Below are 21,385 nucleotides of genomic sequence, written 5' to 3'. Positions count from 1 at the left end.
CACCGACTCTGGAGTACAACCATGGAACGCACGATCTTCGAACAGGATCACGACGACTTCCGCAAAACCATTCGCAAGTTCCTCGAAACCGAGGTCGCACCCAATGTCCCGGCGTGGGAAGAGGCGGGAATCCTGCCCAAGGACATCTATCTGCGGTTCGGCGACTTGGGGCTGGCCGGCCTGAACGTCCCGGAGGAGTACGGCGGCGGTGGCGTGTCCGACTTCCGTTTCAATGCGGTGGTCATCGAGGAGACCGCGCTCACGCTGTCGACCCTCGGCGGGCTCGGCCTGCACACCAACGTCGCCACCCCGTACTACCTGCATTGCGCGAACGAGGAGCAGAAGCAGCGGTGGTTGCCCGACATCGCGGCCGGCCGGAAGATGTGCTCGATCGCGATGACCGAGCCGGGCGCCGGATCGGACCTGTCCGGCATCAAGACCACGGCCGTGCGTGAGGGCGACCACTGGATCCTCAACGGCGCCAAGACGTTCATCACCGGCGGGATCAACGCCGATCTGGTGATCGTGGCGTGCCGCACCTCCAAGAGCGACGACCGTCGCGGCGGCCTGAGCCTGCTCGTGGTCGAGGACGGCATGCCGGGGTTCACCAAGGGCCGCAAGCTCGACAAGCTGGGCTGCCGCTCGACCGACACCGCGGAACTGTCCTTCGAGGACGTGCGGGTTCCGCATGCGAACATGCTCGGCGAGGAGGGCAAGGGCTTCAGCTACCTGACCTTCAACCTCGTGCAGGAGCGGCTCACCCAGTCGGTGTCGGCGGTGGCGACGGCGCAGGCCGCACTCAACCTGGCCATCAGCTACGTGAAGGAGCGCAAGGTCTTCGGTCAGACCGTCGCCTCGTTCCAGAACACCAAGTTCGTCCTCTCCGATTGCGCTGCCGAGATCGAGGCCGGACAGGCACTGGTGGACAAGGCGATGCTCGCGTACAACGACGACACGTTGTCCGTCGCCGACGTCGCCAAGGTCAAGCTGTTCGTCACCGAGATGGCGGGTCGCGTCGTCGACAAGTGCCTGCAGATGCACGGCGGATACGGGTACATGCTCGAGTACCCCATCGCCCGGCTCTACGCCGACATCCGGCTGGCCCGGATCGCCGCCGGGTCGAGCGAGATCATGAAAACCGTCATCGCCAAGTCCCTCGCACTGTAGGAGTGAAGAGATGAATGCAGCGTTCGAGTTGGAGTCGGCAGTGTTGCCCGCCGAGACCGACGAGCTCCGACGGGAGGTCCGCGAGTTCCTCGCCGGTGAACTCGACAGCGGTTCCTTCACCCCGATTGCGGACAGCTGGGTCGTCGGCTCGGACCGAGAGTTCACCCGGAAGCTCGGTGCCCGCGGCTGGCTCGGGATGACCGTGCCGGAAGTCTATGGTGGCCAAGGCCGTACCGCGCTCGAGCGCTTCGTCGTCATCGAGGAACTGCTCGCGGCGGGCGCGCCGGTCGGTGCCCACTGGGTGGCCGACCGGCAGGCCGCACCGGGACTGCTGAACTTCGGCACCGAGGAGCAGAAGCATCAGTACCATCCCGGCATCGCGACGGGCGAATGTGTCTTCGCGATCGGGATGAGCGAGCCGGACAGTGGTTCGGATCTGGCATCTGTGCGGACGCGTGCCACCCGCGCCGACGGCGGCTGGATCGTCGAGGGCACCAAGATCTGGACCACCGGCGCACAGATCGCCAACGTGATCCTGACGTTGGTGCGCACCGGACCGGCCGGTGAGAGCCGGCACGAGGGCCTGTCGCAGTTGCTGATTCCGTTGCCCGACGACGGCATCGAGATCCGGCCGATCTACTCATTGAGCGGCGACCACCATTTCAACCAGGTCATGTTCTCCCGGGTCTTCGTCCCGGACTCGGCCGTGCTCGGTGAGGTGGGTCAGGGCTGGCGGCAGGTGACGAGCGAACTGTCGTACGAGCGGAGCGGCCCCGAGCGGATTCTCAGCACGATGCCGTTGTTGCGGCTTCTGGCCCAGCGCGACGCGATCGATCCGGTCACGTTGGGGCGGCTCGTCTCGCGGGCCTGGTCGCTGCGGGAGGCGTCCATCGCCGTCGCCACGTCGCTGAGCAAGGGGGAGGCGCCGAACACCGAGGCGGCTCTCGTGAAGGATCTGGGAACCCGATTCGAGCGCGACGTGATCGAGGCGGCCCGCGGCACCGGCGTCGAGCCGGACTTCGGATCGGATGATCCGCTGTCCCGGATGCTGGCGCACATCATTGCGAGTTCACCCACGGCAACTCTGCGGGGTGGCACCAACGAAATTCTTCGCGGCGTCGTCGCGCGGGCGATGGGGGTGAGATGAACAGCGAACTGAAGTTGCTCGCGGACACCGCCGACAAGCTGTTCGGTGAGTGGAACGACCTCGCCGACGCATGGCGGACACTGGAGGAGACGGGTCTGACCCGCATCGGGATCTCCGAGGATCTCGGCGGAAGCGGCGGCGACGCCGAACAGGCCGCGGCGGTGCTGCGCTCGGCGGCGTACCACAGTGTGGCCGCGCCGATCGCCGAAACCCTCTGGCTGGCAGGGCCGCTGCTGGCCGCCGCACGACTGCCGATCCCGGACGGACCGCTGACGGCCGCAACCGCCGACCTGCGGGAGCTGCATTGCCGGCCCTCCGACGACGGTCGCGGCTGGGAACTCGACGGCACGGCGCGTCGGGTGCCGTGGGCGCGGGAGGCAACGCGGGTCGTGCTCGTCATCGGCGACCGAATCTGCAGTCTCGACCCGCAGGTGTGCACGATCCGTCCCGGCGCGAATCTCGCCGGCGAGCCCCGGGACGACCTCCGATTCGAGGCCGTCCGGGTCGATGCCGACGACGTCGTCACGCTTCCGGCTCCGGTGGATCTGCGTTCCCGGGCCGCCCTGGCGCGCACCGTCCAGATCGGCGGCGCCGCGCAACGGGCACTCGACCACAGCCTGCGCTACTCCGGTGAGCGGGTGCAGTTCGGCCGACCGATCGGTGCCTTCCAAGCAGTGCAGCAATATCTTGCGCAGATCGCGGGCGAGGTGGTGATCGCGGAACTGAGCGCCCACAGTGCCGTCCGGGCGGTCGCGTCCGCCGGGGACGCGTCGCCCGCCGTCGCGGCAGCGCGGGTGAATGCCTGCCGGGCAGCAGGTGTCGTGGCCGAACTCGCACACCAGATCCACGGCGCGATCGGAACCACGCAGGAACATGCGCTGCGTCTGTCGACGCTGCGACTCTGGTCGTGGCGGGAGGAGTACGGAAACGAGACCGTGTGGGCCAGGCGCCTGGGGGAGAGGGCCGCCGCCCTCGACGACCCGTGGCATCTCGTCACGAGCATGCACACGGTGTGATCACCTCAGGGCAGCTGCCAGAGCATCGAGGCTACTGTCGCGGCGCTGACGGCGACGGCAGCCGACACCGGGAGGAGTTGCCGGTGCGTGGCACCGGCAACGCTCTCGCGCAGCACCCGGCCCCGCACTGTGCTCGCCCACAGCAGAAGTAACGTCGTGACCAGTGCGGCGAGCAGTGCGGGCACCGCGGAGGCGTCTGCGCCGTCGTCGGCGACCCGGTGCACGAGCACGGCCGAGACACAGAAGGACGCCAAAGTGGTTCGGCGCCACGCGAGTGCGGTTCTCTCCGCCTGCAGGCCGCTGTCGGAGCCGGCGGTCACGAGAACAGCATCGTGGCAACGGCGAGCACGGCGATGACACCGACCCCGACGCAGAGAACGGGAACGAGAACCGGGCGTGGGAGCGGGTGCGTGCGGCGCATCGCCGATTGCACGGTGCGCCAGTGCTGGTATGCCCCGACCGCCAGGACGAACGCGAGCGCGACGCAGGCCGTTCCCAGTGCGAGGTGAGCGAACTCGATACGGGACGACTCGACGAGTTCGTGCACGGCGACCCCGCCCGCGAGCAATCCGAGCGACGTCCGGATCCACGCCAGGAAGGTACGTTCGTTCGCGAGGGTGAACCGGTAGTCGGGTTCGGTGTCGGCGGCCGACCCCGGCACCTCGGATTCCGTCGTCGTCACGGGACGGAGACCGTGGCCGTGGACGGGGCTTCGAGGACGGCGACGCACGTGTCGACGAGGTCCGACACGATCGCTTCCGTCTGCCCCTCGGTGCGCTCGTGCTTCTCCCAGCGTGCGAGGGTGACGAGGCTGAGATTGATGATGCTGACGACACGCCAGCCCGCCACGTCGTGCGGAGTCCTCGCCAGACCGACGATGAGATCGCGCACCCGGCGAAAACTCTCGGCGCTGAGGTGCTTCTGGACGAACTCGGCGAGCGCGGGGTCGTTCGTGACCTGAACGAGGAAGCGGGCGTAGAAACTGCCTTCACGCTTCAGGGTCTCCGCCGCGAGCGGCAGGATCAGCGCCTCGACAGCCTGGCGGGCAGTGGGTGCGGACCCCGATGCGTCGATCTCGTCCAGCATCTCCTGTCGTCGCAGGTTGGCTGGTGTCATGCGTGCCTCGACGATCGCGTCGATCAGGCCCTCCCGCGACCCGAAGTGGTACTTGGCCGCGGACTTGTTCGCCTGCCCGGCTGCGTCTTGCACATCCTTGAGCGTCAACGCCGTCATTCCGCGTTCGGCGACGATGCGTTCCGCAGCGTCGATCATTGCCTGACGTGAATTCTTGGCCACGCCCACGAGGCTAAGGCTGCGTCCTTATTTGTGTCAACGGGTGGAAACGGCGGCCGGCCGTGGCAGATCCATAATCGGTCGGACGGGTGAGTTGCGCTGCGACCCGCGCCAGGGTGGCGCTGGTCAGGTATCCGACGGTGCCGACGATCAGCAGCAGGCTCCAGACGGCACGCGCGTCGAACTTCTGCTGGTTCTCGACGAGTAGCCGTCCGATGCCTTCGCCGGCGCCGAGGATGTCGACCAGCAGCGTGATTATCAACGCCATCGACGCTGCAACCCGCACACCGAGCATGATTCCGGGAGCGAGGGTGGGCAGTACGACCTTGCGCCATCGCTCACCGATCGTCAGGCCCAGGGTGCGTGACATGTCCAGGCGCACGGCGGGGACGGCGCGCATCGCTGTCGCGGTGTTCAGCAGGATCGGCCACGATACGACCAGGGCCACAACCGCGACACCGCTCACGAGTGACGTGCCGAGAATCAGGACTGCGACGGGGACGAACGCGGCGCCGGGTACGGCGGCCAGGAAGTCGACAGTCGGTGAGAGGGTGCGATCGATCCGCGGAGACGCGCCGATCGCGATCCCCACTGTTGCGCCGATGAACGCCGCAAGCGCCAGCGCGACAACGAACGTCGTCAGCGTCTGCCCGATTGCCGGCAACAACACCCCTCGTCGTACATGCGTGCGATCGCTCTGAACCACTCGACCGGCGGCGGAAAGGACGGCGAATCATCGCTGGTGATGAGCTGCCACACGATCAGCAGCGTGGCGAGCGGCACCAGTCCGCGGAGCGTTGTGGCTCGCCCGACAGGCCGTGGTGAGTGGCGCGGTCGACTGCGCGCTGGCGCTCGGCTTCGAGCCTATGGTGCCGGGGGGCGTTGGGCTCGGTGTTCTCCGACCGGCCCGGCCCGATGGCGCGGCAAGAGGCGGCCAGGGACGAACCGCAGGGCGTCGACCCGCAGTCGCCGATGCGGCGCAGTTCTGGGGATCCGCAGGACTTCCACATCGACGCCGAGGCCGCCGAGGCGCGGCATTTCGGCGGGATCGTGGCCAGCGGACTGCACACGATCGGGGTCTACCAGCGGCTGGCGGCCCTGTGCCACCTGAACCGATGGAAGGTGATCGCGGGCAGGGGAATACGGGACCTCCACTTCCCCAGGCCGGTCCGGCCCGGTGACGTCCTCACCGGCTCGTTCACGATCGAGGCCATCCGGGCGACGAGGACGGCCGGCGACGTGGTGACCCTGGTGAGCCGGCTCGTCAACCAGGAAGGCGATCCGGTACTCGCGATGACGTCGGATGTTCATGTGACGCATTGAGCACCGGGACGCGGTCAGTGTGACGACCGCGTTCGACGCCCCAGCGTGGGGACGGCGATGCCGAAGACGAACGCGATGGCGACGCCGAGCACGGTTTCGGACAGCCGTTCGGTGAAGCGGTATCCGGCTTGTCCGGGATCGGAATACAACAGCAGGACGAACACCAGGAAAGTAGTGAACGTCGACGTCACGTACCAGCGACTGCGGTGGGTTGCTGCGGCAGTGGCGACGACCGCGAGGACGGCGACACCGTAGACCCAGGGGGAGGGGGTCGTGCCGACGACGAGCACGGCCGCCGTGCCACCGGCGAGCATCGAGGCGATCCGTCCCGCCATACGGGTCACCTGCGCTTCGGCGTCGGGGCGCATCACGAGGAGTGCTGCGGCGCAAGCCCATCCGACGTGCTCGAGGTGGAGGGTGAACCCGATTGCGGCGGCGGTCGCGCCCGCGGCGCCGAGCCGGACGCCGTAGCCGAGGGTTATCGCCGTCCCGGCCCGGGCGGGCGCTTCGGCGGCATGTTCGGGGAGCAGCAGCGACATGAGGTAGGCGAACACCGAACCGCCGACCATGAGCAGGGCGAGCCCGATCGCCGTCGCCGGGTCGTCGTAGCTGAGGCCGACTCCGACCAACGGCACCGACAGCGTCGACAAGACCCTGCCGAGGTCTCGCCGTTTCGCGACGGTGGTCTGCGCGAGCGCCGCCGCACCGACCGCGAGGGCGAACACGACCGCGGTCGCCAGCAGGGGTGTACCGGCAACGAATGAGCCCAGCACCATCGGCAGGCCGGTCAGGATCCCGACGAGGATCAGCGCGGCCCGCGCCCGTCGGGTCGGCGGCAGTCCTATGATCGCCGCGGGCAGCACCCCCACCGCGAGCGCGACACCCGACGGGACGGCGACCGCGGTGACCACGGCGGCCGGCACGGCGTCGATGGCGCCGACCGCCGCGGCTCGCCACTGCCAGTCGAGACGCCGGGCCGCGGTCTCGCCCGGTTCCGGATGCTCGGGGGCGTCGCGCACGCTCTCAGAGTCCTCCGACCTGTGCAGTCCCGGATCACTCCTCACGGATGAGATCCGGAAGCGGCTGTTCGGGGGCTGACGTACGCACGACTTTGTTCTCAAAAAAACCAAAGTACGTATTGATAACGCGCCAAAGGTCCTCTAGTGTCAGCGTGACACCGCTCACTCGGAGATTTGAAGAGGACACGAGACATGGCTCTGACAATTGGCATCGACGTGGGTGGCACGAAGATCGCAGCCGGCGTGGTCGACACCGACGGAGTCATCCACCGGATGGTGCGTCGTGACACCCCGTCCCATGATGCGCGCCGTGTCGAGAACGTCATCGCCGAACTCGTCCGCGAACTGGCGGATACCCACCCCGTGCAGGCAGTCGGTATCGGCGCGGCCGGGTTCGTGGCCGCCGATCTCAGCACCGTGCTCTTCGCCCCGAACCTGGCCTGGCGCAACGAGCCCCTGGGCGAGGTGGTCGAAGCGGCGTGCGGACTGCCGACGGTGGTGGAGAACGACGCCAACGCCGCAGCATGGGGCGAGGCCCGCTTCGGGGCCGGACGGACGGGGCAGACCGTCGTCGTGCTCACAGTCGGAACCGGCATCGGCGGCGGCATCGTCGTCGACGGCGTTCTCCATCGCGGCAAGTTCGGTGTGGCCGCGGAATTCGGGCATCTCAACGTCGAACCGCACGGTCGCCGCTGCGGGTGCGGCAACCACGGCTGCTGGGAGCGTTACGCCAGTGGGCGGGCACTCGTCCGCGAAGCACAGGATCTCGCGAACGTCTCGCCCGGTTTCGCCGCCGATCTCCTCGCCCGCGCCGGTGGAAGGGCGGACGCCATCACAGGCCTGCACATCACCGCGGCCGCGCAGGAGGGTGACCCCGCCGCACTCGAGTGTTTCCGGGTGATCGGTTCCTGGCTGGGGCACGGCATGGCGGACATCGCCGCGTTCTTCGACCCCGACCTGTTCATCATCGGCGGGGGCGTGTGCGAGGCGGGCGAACTGCTGCGCGGTCCCGCCGCCGCCGCGTTCGAGAACCGTCTCACCGGACGCGCACACCGACCGGTCGCCGAGGTGCGACTGGCTGAACTCGGCGCGAACGTCGGCATCGTCGGCGCCGCCGATCTGGCCCGGGAACGAGTTCTCGGGCTCGCACACAACGGCTCACGAGTATCTGGAGGAGTGCAATGTCCAATCGGTTGAGTCTTCCCATTCCGGTCGCCGAGGTGTGGGACTGGCAGAGGGACGCCGCATGCCGCGGCTACGAGTCGTCCACGTTCTTCCACCCCGACCGCGAACGTGGCCGGGCCCGCGAGATGCGGGACTTCCGCGCCAAGATGATCTGCCGCGGATGCCCCGTGCTGGTGCAGTGCCGCGAACACGCGCTCAGTGTCGGTGAACCGTACGGCATCTGGGGTGGACTCTCCGCGAACGAGCGCGAAGAACTCCTCGCCACTCACCACGGCAGGGTGGACGAGGCCGTGGCGGAGTCCTTCGGCTTCGATCTGGCGCGCCAGGCCTGAGCACGAGCGGTCAGCTGCCCGCCGGGAGCATGACCACTCTGCTGTTGTCGGTGTCCGCGACGTACACGTCGCCTCGGCTCGACACGGCGATCCCCTCCGGCTGGTCCAGCCCGGAGAACGGGAGAACCTCCTGCTCGTCCGAACCGGCGGCCAGCCGCAGAATGCGATTGTGGTTCTGATCGATGGCGTACACGGTTCCCTCGTCGTCGACCGCGACACCCCCGACGCTCTGGAGGTCGGTGAAGGGCAGAAAGCTCTGGGCATGGGTGGCGGCGTTCCACGCGAGAACCTTGTTGGGCGTGCCGACGTAGAGATCCCCGTGTTCACTGACGGCGACGGCGAACGGGCCGATCACCGTCAGCGGCACCGCGACGGGAGCTGCGGTGACGTCGTGCAGGGCCATCACCCGATTGTTCAGCGTATCGGCGACATACAGCGTGGCGTCCGGTCCGAGTGCGATTCCGAACGGCTGGTTCAGGCCGCTGAACGGCAGCGGTACCTGGGTGCTGCCGTGCAGCATCGTCACGGTGTTGGTCACGAGATCGGAGACGTACACATCGCCGGACGCACTGACCGCCACTCCCTGCGGAACCTCGAGTCCGGTGAGGGGAAGAACTGTCTGCTCATACGTCCCGGCGCTCACTTTCAGGACCTGTTTGGCCGCGCTGTCCGCGATGTACAGGTCCCCGGTGCCCGAGACCGCGAGCCCGGCCGGACCCTGTAGATCGGCCAGCGGGAGCACGACCTGCGCGCTCGTCGACTCCTCGCCCGGCCAGGCGACATAGGCGACGGCGGCGACGACGAGGACGCCCAGAAGCGCGGCGAGCAGCCAGCGCGTCCGCCGGCGCGAGCCCCCGACCGGTGTCGGTTTCGTGGGCGCCGCACCCGGCACGGTGTCGGGCCGGGTCACGTTCGGACCGCTCGCGCGGGTGGTCGAGGCGGGGTCGACCAGGGCAGCAGGCCGGGTCACCTGGCCGGGCTCGGTCCACTCGATCGCGCGGACGGCGTCACTGAACTCACGACAGGTCGAGTAGCGATCTTCGCGGCTCTTGGCCATGGCGCGCGCGACGACCGCATCGACACCGGCGGGCAGCCCGGGGCGCACCACGCTCGGCTGGGGAATCGGTCCGTTCAGATGGCCGTGCATCACCGAGGACGCGGTGTTACCGGGGTACGGCGGTTCGTTGGTGAGCAGGTGGAAGAAGGTGCAGCCCAACGCGTAGATGTCGACCCGGTGGTCGAGTTTCTCGCCCTCGATCTGCTCGGGCGCGGCGTAGTGCAGGGTCGCCACCAACATCCCGGTGCGGGTCAGCTGATGCGTTTCGTCCAGGGCTTTGGCGGTGCCGAAATCGGTGAGCAGCACACGTTCGGGATCACCCGGCGCGAGCAGAATGTTCGCCGGCTTCACGTCACGGTGCAGAATCCCGGCGTCGTGAGCGTGGTCGAGTGCCTTGCCCGTTTCGCTGACGATGTGCACGGCGCGCTCGACGTCCAGGGCGCCGGAACCGAGCGCTTTCCTGGCGTCGGTGCCGGGAACGTACTGCATCGCGATCCACAACCTGCCGCCTTCGCGGCCACGGTCGTGGACGGTGACGATGTTGGGATGGTCGAGATGCGCGGCGTGGTCTGCTTCCGACTCGAAACGTGACCGGACGTAGTCGTCGTTCGTCCACGACGTGTCGAGCAGCTTGAGCGCGATCTTGCGCGGCAGGTTGGGATGCTGGGCGAGGTAGACGGTGCCCATGCCGCCTCGTCCCAGAACCCGTTCGATCACGTAGCCGGCAAACACCGTGCCCGGTTCGAACTCGCCGCTCACATCGGCTTCACCGCCTCCCGGGACCCTCCAACCATTGAACCCCGACGCCGGGTCAGTCCGGTAGCCGCCGCATCTCGATGACGGTCAGTCCCAGCGCGTCGAAGCGCGCCAGCATGCCACGGAGATCTGTCGGGCTGTCGACCGGACCGTAGAGCGTGGTGTCGCCGGTCGTGACGTCCGAGACATCCAACTCGGGGAACGCGGCCAGCACCCGATCGGACAGGGCGCCGCTGATCAGGAAGGCGTACCTGACCTTGCCGGGCCAGTTCGATTCAGGACGCACCACGGCGGGCTCCTTCATTCGCATCGTCGTTCCAGAACTCGGTCAGCCGTAGATTTCAGGGTGACCGACAGAACGGCAACGCGCCTCACCCGCAAGTGGTGAACCGGCTCAGAGAAGGCCGTTGTGTTGCGCGGCGGCGATGGCGTCGCGCCGGGAGGTGACGCCGAGTTTGCGGTAGATCCCGCGGAGATGAGTCTTCACGGTATTCACCGACACACACAGATCTGCCGCGATCTGCTCGGCGGTCCGCCACGACGGAAGCTCCACGAGGAGTTCCAGTTCGCGGGGAGTCAACATGTCGGACGCAGCGCTCTCCGACCGCGGGAACGACGCCCGGAGCCTCTCCGCGAAGGGTTCGAGGACACCGAACCGGCCGGTGCTCCGCACCAGAAGTTCTCGGATCTGCGGTCCGCAGTCGTGGAAGGGGCGCAATGCCGACTGCGGCTCCGCGAGACGCAACGCCTCGGTCAGTGCGCTGTGGGCACGTGAATCATGTTTGCGGGCAAGCGCGATCGATGCGTCCACGAGCCACGCCGCAATCAGATTGGTTCCCGCCGCACACTCCAGTTCACCGTCCACGACGGGTTGGAGCGTCTTGCGGGCCAAGTCGAGTCGGTGGAGATGCAGATGGATGATCGCCTCGACGAGGACTGTGTCGCCGGTGGGCCCGAGGAGAGCGTGCGTCTCGGTCGCCAGTTCGTGCGCCCACCCGGTCTCGCCGGCGGACAGATACGCGTACTGAATGGCAGGCAGCAACACCGCCCGGACCCCCGGCGGAACCGGCAACGAGGACGACACGGGGCTCTCCGCGTGCAGCGTCGTCACCGAATTGTGCCGGTGTCCGGAATCGTCGAGACCCAACAGGGTGGCGGCACCGTCGGCGAAGCCCGCGATCCCGGTGTTCGCCCGACGCAGCGCCTCGGCGGATTCGGCGGCGAGGCGGGCGGCATCGGGATCCATCCGGAGGTAGCGGCACCAGGAGTCGATGAGTTTGGTCAAGTGGAATGTCGGATCGCTCGTTGCCGAATGCGTCCGACCGATCGTGAGTGCCTCGTCCGCCAGTGCGGACGCTCGCACGACGTCCCCCCGCGACATCGCAACGGCGGCGAGAGACCCCAGGCCGTACATGACGCCCAGCGACGCATCACCGAGGCGAGCGTGAGCCAACGACTTCTCGAGCACGACCTCCGACTCGTCGTTCCGCCCGAGGAACAGCAGCGCACGCCCTTCCTGGAGCAGGACGAACGCGTCGAGATCGGGATCGCCGCTCGATCCGACACCCACCCTGCGCAGCCGGTTCAGGGCGGTCTCGATGTCGCCGGTGCCGATCGCGGTCTGCACCCGGAGCGATTCGCGGAGCAGCAGGTGTAACCGGGACTCGGCGGCACCGTCCACCAGCAATCCCGACCGTCTGCGGTCGAGAAGTTCGAGGGTGGACGTGGCCACCGGGATGTTGCCCGACGCGAGCGCCGCGGCGGCGCGGATGAGCCGCGCCGACGGGTGGTCCTGCGAAGATCGGGGTGCCCGCGCGAGTAGCCGGTCGACGGCCTCGCCGTGACCTCCGACGATCAGGGCCAGCGAAGTCCGGGCGAGCAGCGCCACGATTTCGTCGTGATCACCGGAGTTCACCGCGTGTTCGAGGGCGAGCAGCGCGTCCCCGAATTCGTCGTGCCAGTGGGCGGCCGTCAATTCGAGGTGCTCGACTTCGACGTGGCCGATCCGGCTGATCTCCGCCCGCAGATAACTCCGCAGCAGCGGGTGGTAGCGATAGTGCGTGGGGCTGTCGGTGATTCGGCTGATCAGAAAATTGTGGTGCTCGAGCCAGTCGATGTTGCCGTGCGCATCGGTGCAGCCCGTGAGCTTCTCCGCGAGTTCGACGGTGAACGAGGCCGGGACGGACGTGCGCAGGAGGAACTCGCGCATCTCGCCGGTCTGGCCGGCGAGGACCTCCTCGATGAGATAGTCGGCAACGGCCCGGCGGTCGCCCGTGAACTCGGCGATCAGTCGGCTCGGATCCGGGTGTCCTTCCAAAGACATTCCCGCCAAGCGGATTCCGGCAGCCCAACCCTCCGTGCGGTCCATCAGCGCGTCGAGATCGGCCGGACTCAGCACGACGTCGTGCTCGTCCAGCATCTCGGCCGCCTCGGCGGACGTGAAAGCGAGAGCCTTCGCCGTGAGCGTGAACAGCTTGCCGTCCAGGCGAAGTCGCTGCAGAGCGAGCGGCGGCTCGAATCGCCCGATGATGACCGTCCGCAGCATCGGAGGTTGCCAGCGCATGAACGACTCGAGGTCGGTGAGTACGTCGGTGTCGCGGAGGAGGTGGGCGTCGTCGATGACCATCCAGATGTTCTCGCCGAGTTCGTGCAACGCGGCAGACAATTGCGCGCCGAGGTCCGGTGACTCGGAATCGAGCCCGGCGCATGCCTTCTGCAGGCGAGGATTTCCGGTGTCGGTGAGTGAGCGGAGGATGGCACGGTGGACGACGTCGAGGTCGTTGTGCCGCTCCTCGATCGTGAGCCAGGCAATGGTCGGAGCGTCGGCGGCGGCGAGCACCTCCCGTGCCCAGTCGGCCACGGCCCGCGTCTTGCCCGACCCGGCCGGTGCGCAGACGAGCGCCACCGGGCAGGGGTGGGCGTCGTCGGTGAGCGCTTCGGTGAGCATGGTGTGCAGGCGGGTCCGGGTAACCGTCCGACCCCCTGCACTCGAAGGTATTCGAGTACTCAGATGAAATTCCCCGAGAGGTACTGCCGTCACGCCGACCCCCAATTCTCGCTGCACCGAGAAACGATCTTCGACAAACGCCAATCCCCGACGCCGTAGGCCGGTGCGATGATTTTAGCGAGAATGCGTTGTTTTGTGTGGGTGAACGTGTTTTACCGAAGGGAATGCCACGCTTTCGTGATGTCGTTCGGACTACTGCTTCGTCATCGCGATCGTCATCCTGTGCTCGGGATCGGCCAGGTGACTGTGGTCGTCGTCCCCGATATCGATACGTGCCCACGCGATGTCCCCGGTGAAACCGTTTCCGGTCGGGCCGTACTCGCTGGAGACGGGGGAGGCGACATCGATTCCGACGTCCACCGTTTCGTCCATCGAGAACATGAAAGGCAGTGTTCGTTCCACCTTCCCGGAACCGATGGAGTGTCCGTCCGCGTAGAGGGTGACGGTGCCGCCTTTACCGAGACCGCCGCCCTCGTAGTCGAACTCCATGCGCACTTCGTGATCTCCGGGGGATAATGGCTGGTCAGAGGTGGTCGTGTACTCGTTCAAACCGAGGACGTTGTAGGTGTATTTCAGGTAGCAGTCCTTCGTGTACACACTCCAGCCCCCGAACGCCCCGCCCTGGACGAGAATGACCCCGTTCGCGCCCGATTCCGGGACAGTCACCTTCGCGGTGATCGAGTGCGACTTGTTCTTGACGTTGATGACGGAGTTCTCGCTGAGCCTCTTCATCCCTGGATAGAACGTCTGGGAGGTCCCCTGGATCAGCGTGGGTCTGCCGACCAGTTCGTCGTTGAACCGCTCCGCCGACCGCGTATCCATGGGCAGCACCTTGAATCGCGCCGCCTGGATGAGGAACAGTCGCTGCAGGTCGGCCAGCTTGTCCGGGTACTCGTCCGCGAGGTCGTGCGACTGCGTCCAGTCCTCTTCCACGTTGTACAACTCCCACACGTCGGCGTCGAGGCCGTGCGACGAGGCGAGCCACGGGTCCTTGTGTTTGGCGACCGCGGTCCAGCCCTTGTGGAAGATCGCCCGGTTGCCGAACATCTCGAAGTACTGCGTCTCGTGCTGTTCCGGTGCATCGGCGGCATCGAAGGAGTAGTTCATCGCCGTCCCCTCGAACGGGCGCTGTGTGACGCCGTGCACCGTGCTCGGTTCGGGAATGCCGGCCGCCGCGAGGACCGTGGGTGCGACATCGATGACATGTGCGAACTGGTGGCGGATCTCGCCGCGTGCCGCGATGCCGTTCGGCCAGCTCACGATCGTTCCGTTGCGGGTACCGCCCCAGTGTGAGGCCACCTGCTTGGTCCACTGATACGGGGTGTCCATCGCGTGTGCCCAGCCGATGGCGTAGTGGTTGTAGGAGTCGGGGGTGCCGAGGTCGTCGATGTGCTCGATCATGTAGTCCTCGGTTTCGAGATGATCCATGTGGTTGATGATGAAGCTCTCGTTGGTGGTGCCCTTCATGGTTCCCTCGGCGGACGCGCCGTTGTCGCCGATGATGACGTAGACGAGAGTGTCGTCGAGGACGCCGAGGTCTTCCAGTGAGTCCAGAACGCGTCCCACGTGGTGGTCGGTGTAGGCGAGGAATCCGGCGTAGACCTCCATCTGGCGGGCGAGCGCCGGCCGGAGTTTCTCGCTCATCTCCTCCCAGGCGGGAATGCCCGGGCTCCGGGCGGTGAGGGTGGCGTCCTGCGGGACCACCCCGAGTTCTTTCTGCCGCGCGAAGGTCTCTTCGCGTAGTGTGTCCCAGCCCTGATCGAACTTGCCCCGGTACTTGTCGGCCCATTCCTTCGGCACGTGGTGCGGGGCGTGGGTGGCGCCGGGCGCGAAATACGTGAAGAACGGCTTGTCGGGTGCCAGGGCCTTCTGCTGTTTGGTCCAGGCGATCGCCTTGTCCGCCATGTCGGCCATGAAGTGGTACCCCTCCTCCGGGGTGCCCCACGGTTCGAGCGGCGAAGTGTTCTCGTAGATCGCCGGATACCACTGATTGGTTTCGCCGCCGACGAACCCGTAGAAGTACTCGAAGCCCCCGCCCGGGTGCGGCCAGTGGTCGAAGGGGCCGACCGGTGAGGACTCCCAGACCGGGACCTCGTGGCACTTCCCGAACTGTGCCGTGTTGTATCCGTTCAGCTTGAGTATCTCCGCGAGCGGGGCACAGTTGTTGGGCCTCAGTGAGCTGTAACCGGGTGCACTCGTGGCAATTTCGGTGATACCGCCCATCCCGACCGTATGGTGGTTGCGGCCGGACAGCAGAGCCGCGCGCGTCGGCGAGCACAGCGCCGTCGTATGGAAACGGGTGTACTTGAGTCCCTGAGCGGCGACGCGTTCGAAGTTCGGCGTCTCCACCGGCCCGCCGAACGAGCTGGACGCGCCGAACCCCGTGTCGTCGACGAGAATGACCAGCACGTTCGGGGCGCCGTCGGGTGGGAGCAGCCTGCGAATCGGCGGATAGCTCGTGTCCGGATCCGTCGCGTCGTACGTCACCGTTCCCGTGTATTCGAGGTCGGGAATCGGAAGGGTTCCGCGTTGGATCTCCGTCGAATCGGTTGCCATGGCTACCTCTCTGCGGCTGATGTGGGCGGCAGTCGGGGCCCGCCCGCGAATACAGGTGTGCGGCTCTCCGGCGACGCTAACCGCGCAGTGCCGTCACCGGGATCACCCGGGGAGGGTGATCCCGGTGAGCGGCTCCGCCGCCCGTGCGCGGTTAGCGAGTGCAGAGACTCGTTAACCACTCACGGGCGCGAAGCGCCTACACGCCGAGGTCCTTCGCGATGATCGTCTTCATGACCTCGCTGGAACCGGCGTAGATCCGGTTGACCCGGGTGTCGGCGTACAGCCGGGCAATCGGGTACTCGCGCATGTAGCCGTAACCGCCGTGCAATTGCAGGCACTTGTCGATGACGCGCCCGGCGACCTCGGTGCAGAACAGCTTGATCTTCGCCGCGTCGGCGACCGTCAACTCGCCGATCTCGTCGAGGTCCAGAGCGCGGTCGACCATGCTCTGAGCGGCCTGCACCTCCGTCGCGCACTCGGCGAGCACGAACTTCGTGTTCTGAAATGCCGCCACCGGGGTGCCGAAGACCCGGCGCTCGAGCACGTAGGCTTTCGCGAATTCGATCGCCGCACTCGCGTTCGCGTAGGCACCCACCGCTGCTCCCAGGCGTTCCCGCACCAGGTTGCGAGTCAGGTAGGAGAATCCTGCGCCCTCCTCGCCGAGGAGATTCTCGACGGGGACCGACACATCGGTGAACGACAACTCGGCGGTGTCCTGCGCACGCAGGCCGATCTTGTCCAGCTTGCGTCCGACGACGAAGCCTTCCGAGGCGGTGTCGACGCACAGGATGGACAGGCCACCTCTGCGGTTGCCGGGATCGAGCGGGGAGGTGCGGCACACCACCAGGATCAGATCTGCCTGTGCGCCACCGGTGATGAAGGTCTTCGCGCCGTTCAGCACGTAATGCGTGCCGTCTTCGGACAACGCGGCGGTGGTCTTGATTCCCGCCAGATCGGAACCCGCGCCGGGCTCGGTCATCGCGATGGCGGTCATCATCTCGCCGGCGACGAACCGTGGCAGCCATCGTTGCTTCTGCTCCTCGGTACCGTATTCCAGCAGGTAGGGCTGCACGAGGCACGTGTGCACCACGTCGGCGCCGAAGCTGACGCCGGCGCGGGCCGTTTCCTCGCGGATCACCGCCTGGTACTTGAAGCTGGTCTCCCCGGCCCCGCCGTACTGCTCGGGTATCTCGATGCCGAACACTCCGAGTTCGCCGAGTCGTCGGTAGAGCGTGCGCGGCACCATGCCGTCCCGCTCCCATTCGGCGTACGACGGCGTGACCTCCCTGGTGATGAACTCGCGGATAGTCTTGCGGAAGGTTTCGTGATCTTCGTCGAACACGGTTCGCTTCACGGTCGGTGTCCCTTCGGTCAGTGCTCCGGCGAGACAGGGCCGGGCAGCACGTGAGGTAAGATTCCCTAACCAGATGATTGGGAAGAATTGCGAGAGAGCTTGCTCTTTTCGCGAATAAGTGAATCTTACCTCATATCGTTGCAAATCGGCATCGGGCGAGGGGATTCCGCAGGGACACGGAGGATGCCAGCATGGTCGTACGCAGACCCCACGACCGCAAGCAGCAGATCATCGTCGCGGCGGGAGACCTGTTCCGCGAACGCGGATACCACAACGTGTCCGTAGCCGATGTCGCCGCCGAAGTCGGGATCACCGCTCCCGCTCTGTACCGCCACTTTCGCAACAAACCCGATCTGCTTCACAACGCAGTCCAGGCAGGCATCGACTCGCTGGTCGCCACGGTCTCGGAATCCGAAGACCTGAAGGCGCTGCTGACCAATCTGTCGTCATCCGTGTCGCGGCGCCGCGGGCTGTCGCTGCTGTGGCAGCGCGAGGCCAGGCACCTTCCGGCGGAACAGCGCGAGCTCATGCGGACGCAGGTCACAGACGTCGCCGCGCGGGTGGCCTCGCTGATTCGCGCCGAGCGTCCCGAACTGCACGAAGGCGACGAGTACCTCCTCGGGTGGAGCGTGATCGCGGTCTTCGGCAGTGTCTCGGGACACCGCGTGGCGCTCGCGAGGAAGCAGATGGAGGCGCTGCTGTACGACCTTGCCGAGAGGGCCTGTCAGGCGAGTCTGGGCGTCACGGAGTCCCGGGACCAGCCGCCGACCAGTTCTGTCACCGTGGCTCTTCCGCGACGCGAACTGCTCCTGATCGAGGCGATCCGACTCTTCGACGAGCGCGGATACCAGTCCGTGAACACCGAGGAGATCGGTGAGGCCGCCGGCACCACAGGTCCCAACGTCTACAACCACTTCGACGCCAAGGTCGACCTCCTCGTCGCCGCCGTGTCACGGGGTGGAGAGCGCCGGAGGCTCGGGGCGTCGCGGGCGATGGCGGAGGCCGGTAGCCCGGAAGAGGCCCTGATCGGGCTTCTGAAGGCGCACATCGACTTCGCGATCACCGAACGCCACCTCCTCGGGGTGTTGATCAGCGAACTCGACCAACTACCCGACAAGTTCCGCAAGACGTGCGAGCAGAGTCAGCGCGAATATCTCGGTCTGTGGGTGCAGGTGCTGGACGAGGTGAAACCCGGCCTCACAACGGCCGAGGCGAGGATCACGGTCAGCGCTGCACTCACCGTGGTGGAGAACGCGGTTCGTACCGGCAGGCTTCGGCGTCGCCCGGATCTTGCGGACCGCCTCGCCGAGATCGGTACCGCGGTCCTGCTGGGCAACTGAGGCAGCTCCCGAACGAGGACGCGTCGCCGTCAGAGCACTTCGAGGATCGTCGCGTTGGCCATGCCGCCACCCTCGCACATCGACTGCAGCCCGTAGCGGATGCCTTCGTCGCGCATGTGATGCACCAGGGTGGTCATGAGCCGGGCGCCGGACCCGCCGATCGGGTGCCCCAGCGCCATCGCGCCGCCGTTGGGGTTCAGCCGCTCGTAGTCGGCGCCCGTCTCGCGCAGCCAGGCCAGGGACACCGAGGCGAACGCCTCGTTGATCTCGAACGCGCCGATGTCGTCGACGGACAGCCCGGACTTCGCCAATGCCTTGGCGGTCGCCGGAATGGGCCCCTTCAGCATCGTCACGGGATCGGTGCCGGTGACCACCGCCGTGTGGATCCGGGCGATCGGGGTCCAGCCCTGCTCCTTCGCGAATTCGCTGGTGGTGATGAGCAGTGCCGCGGACCCGTCGGAGATCTGGGACGAATTCGCCGCGGTGATGGTGCCGTCTTCGTCGAACGCCGGACGCAGCCGCGCCAGTGTGTCGAGCGTGCCGCCGCGCCGCACGCCTTCGTCGGTGTCGAAGACATGTGCGCTGCCCTCGGCGTCGGTGACGTCGACGGCAGTGATCTGGTCCTTGAAGCGGCCCCCGTCGAAGGCGGCCGCGGCCCGGGCGTGGGAATCGAGAGCATGCTGATCCAACTCGGTGCGGGTGAGACCGTATTCGTCGGCGATCAGCTGTGCGCCCATGCCCTGGTTGAACCGCACCCCGTCGTAACGGTCCCAGACGAGAGGTCCGTGGGGCTCCCCGAAGTCACCTGCGGCGCGGGCGGATCCGAGGGGGACGGCACTCATCATCTCGACGCCTCCCGCGACCGCGACGTCGTATTGCCCGGAGATCACCCCCGCGGCGGCCTGATGCACGGCCTGCTGCGAAGACCCGCACTGGCGGTCGACGGTGACGCCGGGTACGTGCTCGGGCCAGCCGGCGGCGAGCACGGCGGACCGGGCGATGCAGCCCGACTGCATGCCGAGCGTGCCGACGCAGCCCCAGACCACGTCGTCGACGAGACCCGGATCGAGCCGGACCCGGTCGGCGAGCGCGCCGAGCACGTGGGCGGACAACGAGGCCGCGTGCATTCGGGACAGTGCACCGCCCCGTTTGCCGACCGCGGTCCGGACGGCGTCGACAATGACTGCGTCGCGCATGGGAACTCCAGGTGTACTAGGGGATCAGGGGTTGGGGCGGTGGACGTGCGGGCCTACAGGCCCATGTCCTTGGCGATGATGGTCTTCATGACCTCGCTGGTGCCGCCGTAGATGCGGCTGACGCGGGTGTCCGCGTAGAGACGCGCGATGGGGTATTCGAGCATGTAGCCGTAGCCGCCGTGCAGCTGCAGGCATTTGTCGATGACGCGCGCCGCGACTTCGGTGCAGAACAGTTTGATCCGCGCGGCGTCGGCTGCGGTGAGCTCGCCGGAATCGTCCAGTTCGAGTCCTCGGTCCACGAAAACCTGCGCGGCCTCGACATCCGTGGCGCACTCGGCGAGCACGAATTTGGTGTTCTGGAAACTCGACACCGGTTTGCCGAACACGTTGCGCTCGGTCACGTAATCCTTCGCGAAGCGGACCGCGGCGGCTGCGGACGAAACGCCGCCGACTCCGATGGACAGGCGCTCGCGGGGCAGGTTCTGCCCCAGATAGGAGAAACCCCGATCCTGCTCGCCGAGCAGATTCTCCACCGGAACCACCACGTCGGTGAAGGACAACTCGCTGGTGTCGCTGGCACGCAGGCCCAGCTTCTCCAGCTTGCGGCCGTAGTCGAACCCGGGGCTGTCGGTCGGAACGACCAGCAGGCTCAGACCGAAACGGCGATCGTCCGCGGTGGGGGCCGACGTGCGGGCCACGACCACGCAGAGTTCCGAGTTGACCGCGCCGGTGATGAAGGTCTTGGCGCCGTTGAGGATGTAATGCGTGCCGTCCTCGGACAGCTTCGCCGTGGTCTTGATCCCCGCGAGGTCGGAACCGGTGCCCGGTTCCGTCATGGCGATGCACAGCATCGTCTCGCCGGAGGCCACTCCGGGGAGCCACCGCTTCTTCTGCACGTCGTCGGCCAACCGCAGCAGATACGGCAGCACGATGCCGATGCTCACCGAGTAGTGGCCGAATCCGACGGCGGCGCGGGCGGCTTCCTCCTGCATGATGGCCTGGAACTTGAAACTTGCGTCGCCGGCGCCGCCGAATTCCTCCGGGATGCCGAAGCCGGTGGCGCCGAGGTCGCCGAGTTTGGTGAACAGTTCGCGCGGAACGCGGTTCGCCGCCTCCCAGTCCGCGTAGTGCGGAGTGATCTCCTTGGCGATGAATGTCCGGATGGTGTCCCGGAACGCCTCGTGCTCGTCGTTGTAGACCGTGCGTTTCATCTCTGATGTCCTTTCAGTTCGCCGTGACGACGGCGGACCCCTGGAGGGTGACCGTTCCGTCCGGCAGAGTCACGGTGAGGTCGAGGTGGGCGAGACCGTTCTCGACCTTCACCACCGTCCCGGTGCAAGACGGAGTCGAGTTGACCGGTGTGATCGCCGAGAAGCGGACGCTGTACGAGCGGATGCGTTCCTGTGCAACGTAGTTCGTCAGCAATCGCGCGAGATAGGCCATCGACAGCATGCCGTGGGCGAACACGTCGGGAATTCCGACGGCGGTGCACGCGTCGCTGTCGATGTGCACCGGATTGTGGTCACCCGACGCGCCCGCGTACAGGGCGAGCGTGGAGCGAGTGATCTTCGGTAGTTCGAGGGTGAGGGCGTCTCCGGAATTCATCTCAGCCGTCTTTCTTGCGTCGCAGTTGTCGC

General features: G+C 66.9%; 20 protein-coding genes. 7 read left to right on the top strand and 13 right to left on the bottom strand.

From position 1 onward, the window contains the following. The first annotated feature begins 21 nt into the window (after nucleotides 1–21). Genes CJ177_RS18440 through CJ177_RS18430 form a run of 3 tightly spaced genes read left to right on the top strand, consistent with a single transcriptional unit; the run spans nucleotide 22 to nucleotide 3,330 of the window. Nucleotides 22–1,167, top strand: coding sequence for an acyl-CoA dehydrogenase family protein (locus CJ177_RS18440; protein WP_095868302.1), 1,146 nt, complete (start codon nucleotides 22–24; stop codon nucleotides 1,165–1,167). A 10-nt stretch (nucleotides 1,168–1,177) separates the two neighbouring features. After that, nucleotides 1,178–2,314 carry an acyl-CoA dehydrogenase family protein gene (locus CJ177_RS18435; RefSeq protein ID WP_095868301.1) on the top strand — a complete coding sequence of 379 codons (1,137 nt, stop codon included), beginning with the start codon at nucleotides 1,178–1,180 and terminating at the stop codon, nucleotides 2,312–2,314. Continuing rightward, nucleotides 2,311–3,330 (top strand): acyl-CoA dehydrogenase family protein, encoded by a 1,020-nt coding sequence (locus CJ177_RS18430; RefSeq protein ID WP_095868300.1) that lies wholly within the window; start codon nucleotides 2,311–2,313, stop codon nucleotides 3,328–3,330. Before CJ177_RS18435 ends, CJ177_RS18430 begins: the two co-directional genes overlap by 4 nt. Nucleotides 3,331–3,335: 5 nt before the next feature. On the opposite strand, the gene CJ177_RS47420 is transcribed toward CJ177_RS18430, so the two are convergent. The 4 genes from CJ177_RS47420 to CJ177_RS18410 are packed head-to-tail and all read right to left on the bottom strand — an operon-like array spanning nucleotide 3,336 to nucleotide 5,293. After that, nucleotides 3,336–3,650, bottom strand: a complete 315-nt coding sequence (locus CJ177_RS47420) for a DUF202 domain-containing protein (RefSeq protein ID WP_095868299.1) — start codon at nucleotides 3,648–3,650, stop codon at nucleotides 3,336–3,338. After that, entirely contained in the window at nucleotides 3,647–4,012 is a 366-nt protein-coding gene (locus tag CJ177_RS18420; RefSeq protein ID WP_179443253.1) for a YidH family protein, read from the bottom strand. Before CJ177_RS18420 ends, CJ177_RS47420 begins: the two co-directional genes overlap by 4 nt. Beyond that, nucleotides 4,009–4,602 carry a TetR/AcrR family transcriptional regulator gene (locus tag CJ177_RS18415; protein ID WP_095868798.1) on the bottom strand — a complete coding sequence of 198 codons (594 nt, stop codon included), beginning with the start codon at nucleotides 4,600–4,602 and terminating at the stop codon, nucleotides 4,009–4,011. Before CJ177_RS18415 ends, CJ177_RS18420 begins: the two co-directional genes overlap by 4 nt. A gap of 34 nt (nucleotides 4,603–4,636) precedes the next feature. Beyond that, entirely contained in the window at nucleotides 4,637–5,293 is a 657-nt protein-coding gene (locus CJ177_RS18410; protein WP_179443252.1) for an ABC transporter permease, read from the bottom strand. A 221-nt stretch (nucleotides 5,294–5,514) separates the two neighbouring features. Here CJ177_RS18410 and CJ177_RS18405 point away from each other — a divergent pair, with 221 nt between their 5' ends. Continuing rightward, a complete protein-coding gene (locus CJ177_RS18405; protein ID WP_373560057.1) occupies nucleotides 5,515–5,946 on the top strand; it encodes a MaoC/PaaZ C-terminal domain-containing protein in 432 nt (143 codons plus the stop codon). A gap of 14 nt (nucleotides 5,947–5,960) precedes the next feature. Here the strand turns inward: CJ177_RS18405 and CJ177_RS18400 are convergent, their stop codons facing one another. Beyond that, complete coding sequence (locus tag CJ177_RS18400; RefSeq protein ID WP_061698472.1) at nucleotides 5,961–6,965, bottom strand: FUSC family protein; 1,005 nt, start codon at nucleotides 6,963–6,965, stop codon at nucleotides 5,961–5,963. Between the two features lie 192 nt (nucleotides 6,966–7,157). Here CJ177_RS18400 and CJ177_RS18395 point away from each other — a divergent pair, with 192 nt between their 5' ends. Together CJ177_RS18395 and CJ177_RS18390 are read left to right on the top strand one after the other, a co-directional pair. Continuing rightward, nucleotides 7,158–8,162, top strand: coding sequence for an ROK family glucokinase (locus CJ177_RS18395; RefSeq protein WP_005248548.1), 1,005 nt, complete (start codon nucleotides 7,158–7,160; stop codon nucleotides 8,160–8,162). Next, nucleotides 8,147–8,482 (top strand): WhiB family transcriptional regulator, encoded by a 336-nt coding sequence (locus CJ177_RS18390; RefSeq protein ID WP_025431714.1) that lies wholly within the window; start codon nucleotides 8,147–8,149, stop codon nucleotides 8,480–8,482. Before CJ177_RS18395 ends, CJ177_RS18390 begins: the two co-directional genes overlap by 16 nt. Nucleotides 8,483–8,492: 10 nt before the next feature. Here CJ177_RS18390 and CJ177_RS18385 read toward each other — a convergent pair whose 3' ends face one another. The 5 genes from CJ177_RS18385 to CJ177_RS18365 form a co-directional block, all read right to left on the bottom strand. Further along, nucleotides 8,493–10,298 carry a serine/threonine-protein kinase PknD gene (locus CJ177_RS18385; RefSeq protein ID WP_025431715.1) on the bottom strand — a complete coding sequence of 602 codons (1,806 nt, stop codon included), beginning with the start codon at nucleotides 10,296–10,298 and terminating at the stop codon, nucleotides 8,493–8,495. Between the two features lie 52 nt (nucleotides 10,299–10,350). After that, complete coding sequence (locus CJ177_RS18380) at nucleotides 10,351–10,599, bottom strand: hypothetical protein (protein WP_005253439.1); 249 nt, start codon at nucleotides 10,597–10,599, stop codon at nucleotides 10,351–10,353. 90 nt (nucleotides 10,600–10,689) lie between these two features. Next, nucleotides 10,690–13,242 (bottom strand): LuxR C-terminal-related transcriptional regulator, encoded by a 2,553-nt coding sequence (locus CJ177_RS18375; RefSeq protein WP_095868296.1) that lies wholly within the window; start codon nucleotides 13,240–13,242, stop codon nucleotides 10,690–10,692. Between the two features lie 252 nt (nucleotides 13,243–13,494). Continuing rightward, nucleotides 13,495–15,858 (bottom strand): arylsulfatase, encoded by a 2,364-nt coding sequence (locus CJ177_RS18370; RefSeq protein ID WP_061698470.1) that lies wholly within the window; start codon nucleotides 15,856–15,858, stop codon nucleotides 13,495–13,497. Between the two features lie 196 nt (nucleotides 15,859–16,054). Beyond that, on the bottom strand, nucleotides 16,055–17,212 hold the full coding sequence (locus CJ177_RS18365) for an acyl-CoA dehydrogenase family protein (protein WP_095868295.1): 1,158 nt from the start codon (nucleotides 17,210–17,212) through the stop codon (nucleotides 16,055–16,057). Nucleotides 17,213–17,403: 191 nt separating this feature from the next. On the opposite strand from CJ177_RS18365, the gene CJ177_RS18360 reads away from it, so the two are divergent. Further along, nucleotides 17,404–18,552 carry a TetR/AcrR family transcriptional regulator gene (locus tag CJ177_RS18360; RefSeq protein WP_095868294.1) on the top strand — a complete coding sequence of 383 codons (1,149 nt, stop codon included), beginning with the start codon at nucleotides 17,404–17,406 and terminating at the stop codon, nucleotides 18,550–18,552. A gap of 29 nt (nucleotides 18,553–18,581) precedes the next feature. Here the strand turns inward: CJ177_RS18360 and CJ177_RS18355 are convergent, their stop codons facing one another. The 3 genes from CJ177_RS18355 to CJ177_RS18345 are packed head-to-tail and all read right to left on the bottom strand — an operon-like array spanning nucleotide 18,582 to nucleotide 21,353. After that, entirely contained in the window at nucleotides 18,582–19,748 is a 1,167-nt protein-coding gene (locus CJ177_RS18355) for a thiolase family protein (RefSeq protein ID WP_005248540.1), read from the bottom strand. 53 nt (nucleotides 19,749–19,801) lie between these two features. Further along, nucleotides 19,802–20,959, bottom strand: coding sequence for an acyl-CoA dehydrogenase family protein (locus CJ177_RS18350; RefSeq protein ID WP_095868293.1), 1,158 nt, complete (start codon nucleotides 20,957–20,959; stop codon nucleotides 19,802–19,804). A 13-nt stretch (nucleotides 20,960–20,972) separates the two neighbouring features. Continuing rightward, nucleotides 20,973–21,353 (bottom strand): MaoC/PaaZ C-terminal domain-containing protein, encoded by a 381-nt coding sequence (locus CJ177_RS18345; protein WP_005248538.1) that lies wholly within the window; start codon nucleotides 21,351–21,353, stop codon nucleotides 20,973–20,975. Nucleotides 21,354–21,385 lie beyond the last annotated feature (32 nt).

Source organism: Rhodococcus sp. ACPA1, assembly GCF_002300195.1.
GTDB lineage: Bacteria > Actinomycetota > Actinomycetes > Mycobacteriales > Mycobacteriaceae > Rhodococcus_F > Rhodococcus_F opacus.
Note: the sequence above shows the minus strand (reverse complement) of the source record. Positions and strands in the feature narration are given on the sequence as shown.

Bases quoted from the DNA above. Each gene is read 5' to 3' on its own strand.
- CJ177_RS18370 (WP_061698470.1), bottom strand. From the start codon at position 15,858: ATGGCAACCGATTCGACGGAGATCCAACGCGGAACCCTTCCGATTCCC.
- CJ177_RS18380 (WP_005253439.1), bottom strand. From the start codon at position 10,599: ATGAAGGAGCCCGCCGTGGTGCGTCCTGAATCGAACTGGCCCGGCAAG.
- CJ177_RS18350 (WP_095868293.1), bottom strand. From the start codon at position 20,959: ATGAAACGCACGGTCTACAACGACGAGCACGAGGCGTTCCGGGACACC.
- CJ177_RS18360 (WP_095868294.1), top strand. From the start codon at position 17,404: ATGGTCGTACGCAGACCCCACGACCGCAAGCAGCAGATCATCGTCGCG.
- CJ177_RS18345 (WP_005248538.1), bottom strand. From the start codon at position 21,353: ATGAATTCCGGAGACGCCCTCACCCTCGAACTACCGAAGATCACTCGC.
- CJ177_RS18395 (WP_005248548.1), top strand. From the start codon at position 7,158: ATGGCTCTGACAATTGGCATCGACGTGGGTGGCACGAAGATCGCAGCC.
- CJ177_RS18435 (WP_095868301.1), top strand. From the start codon at position 1,178: ATGAATGCAGCGTTCGAGTTGGAGTCGGCAGTGTTGCCCGCCGAGACC.
- CJ177_RS18430 (WP_095868300.1), top strand. From the start codon at position 2,311: ATGAACAGCGAACTGAAGTTGCTCGCGGACACCGCCGACAAGCTGTTC.
- CJ177_RS18390 (WP_025431714.1), top strand. From the start codon at position 8,147: ATGTCCAATCGGTTGAGTCTTCCCATTCCGGTCGCCGAGGTGTGGGAC.
- CJ177_RS18355 (WP_005248540.1), bottom strand. From the start codon at position 19,748: ATGCGCGACGCAGTCATTGTCGACGCCGTCCGGACCGCGGTCGGCAAA.
- CJ177_RS18415 (WP_095868798.1), bottom strand. From the start codon at position 4,602: ATGATCGACGCTGCGGAACGCATCGTCGCCGAACGCGGAATGACGGCG.
- CJ177_RS18375 (WP_095868296.1), bottom strand. From the start codon at position 13,242: ATGCTCACCGAAGCGCTCACCGACGACGCCCACCCCTGCCCGGTGGCG.
- CJ177_RS18440 (WP_095868302.1), top strand. From the start codon at position 22: ATGGAACGCACGATCTTCGAACAGGATCACGACGACTTCCGCAAAACC.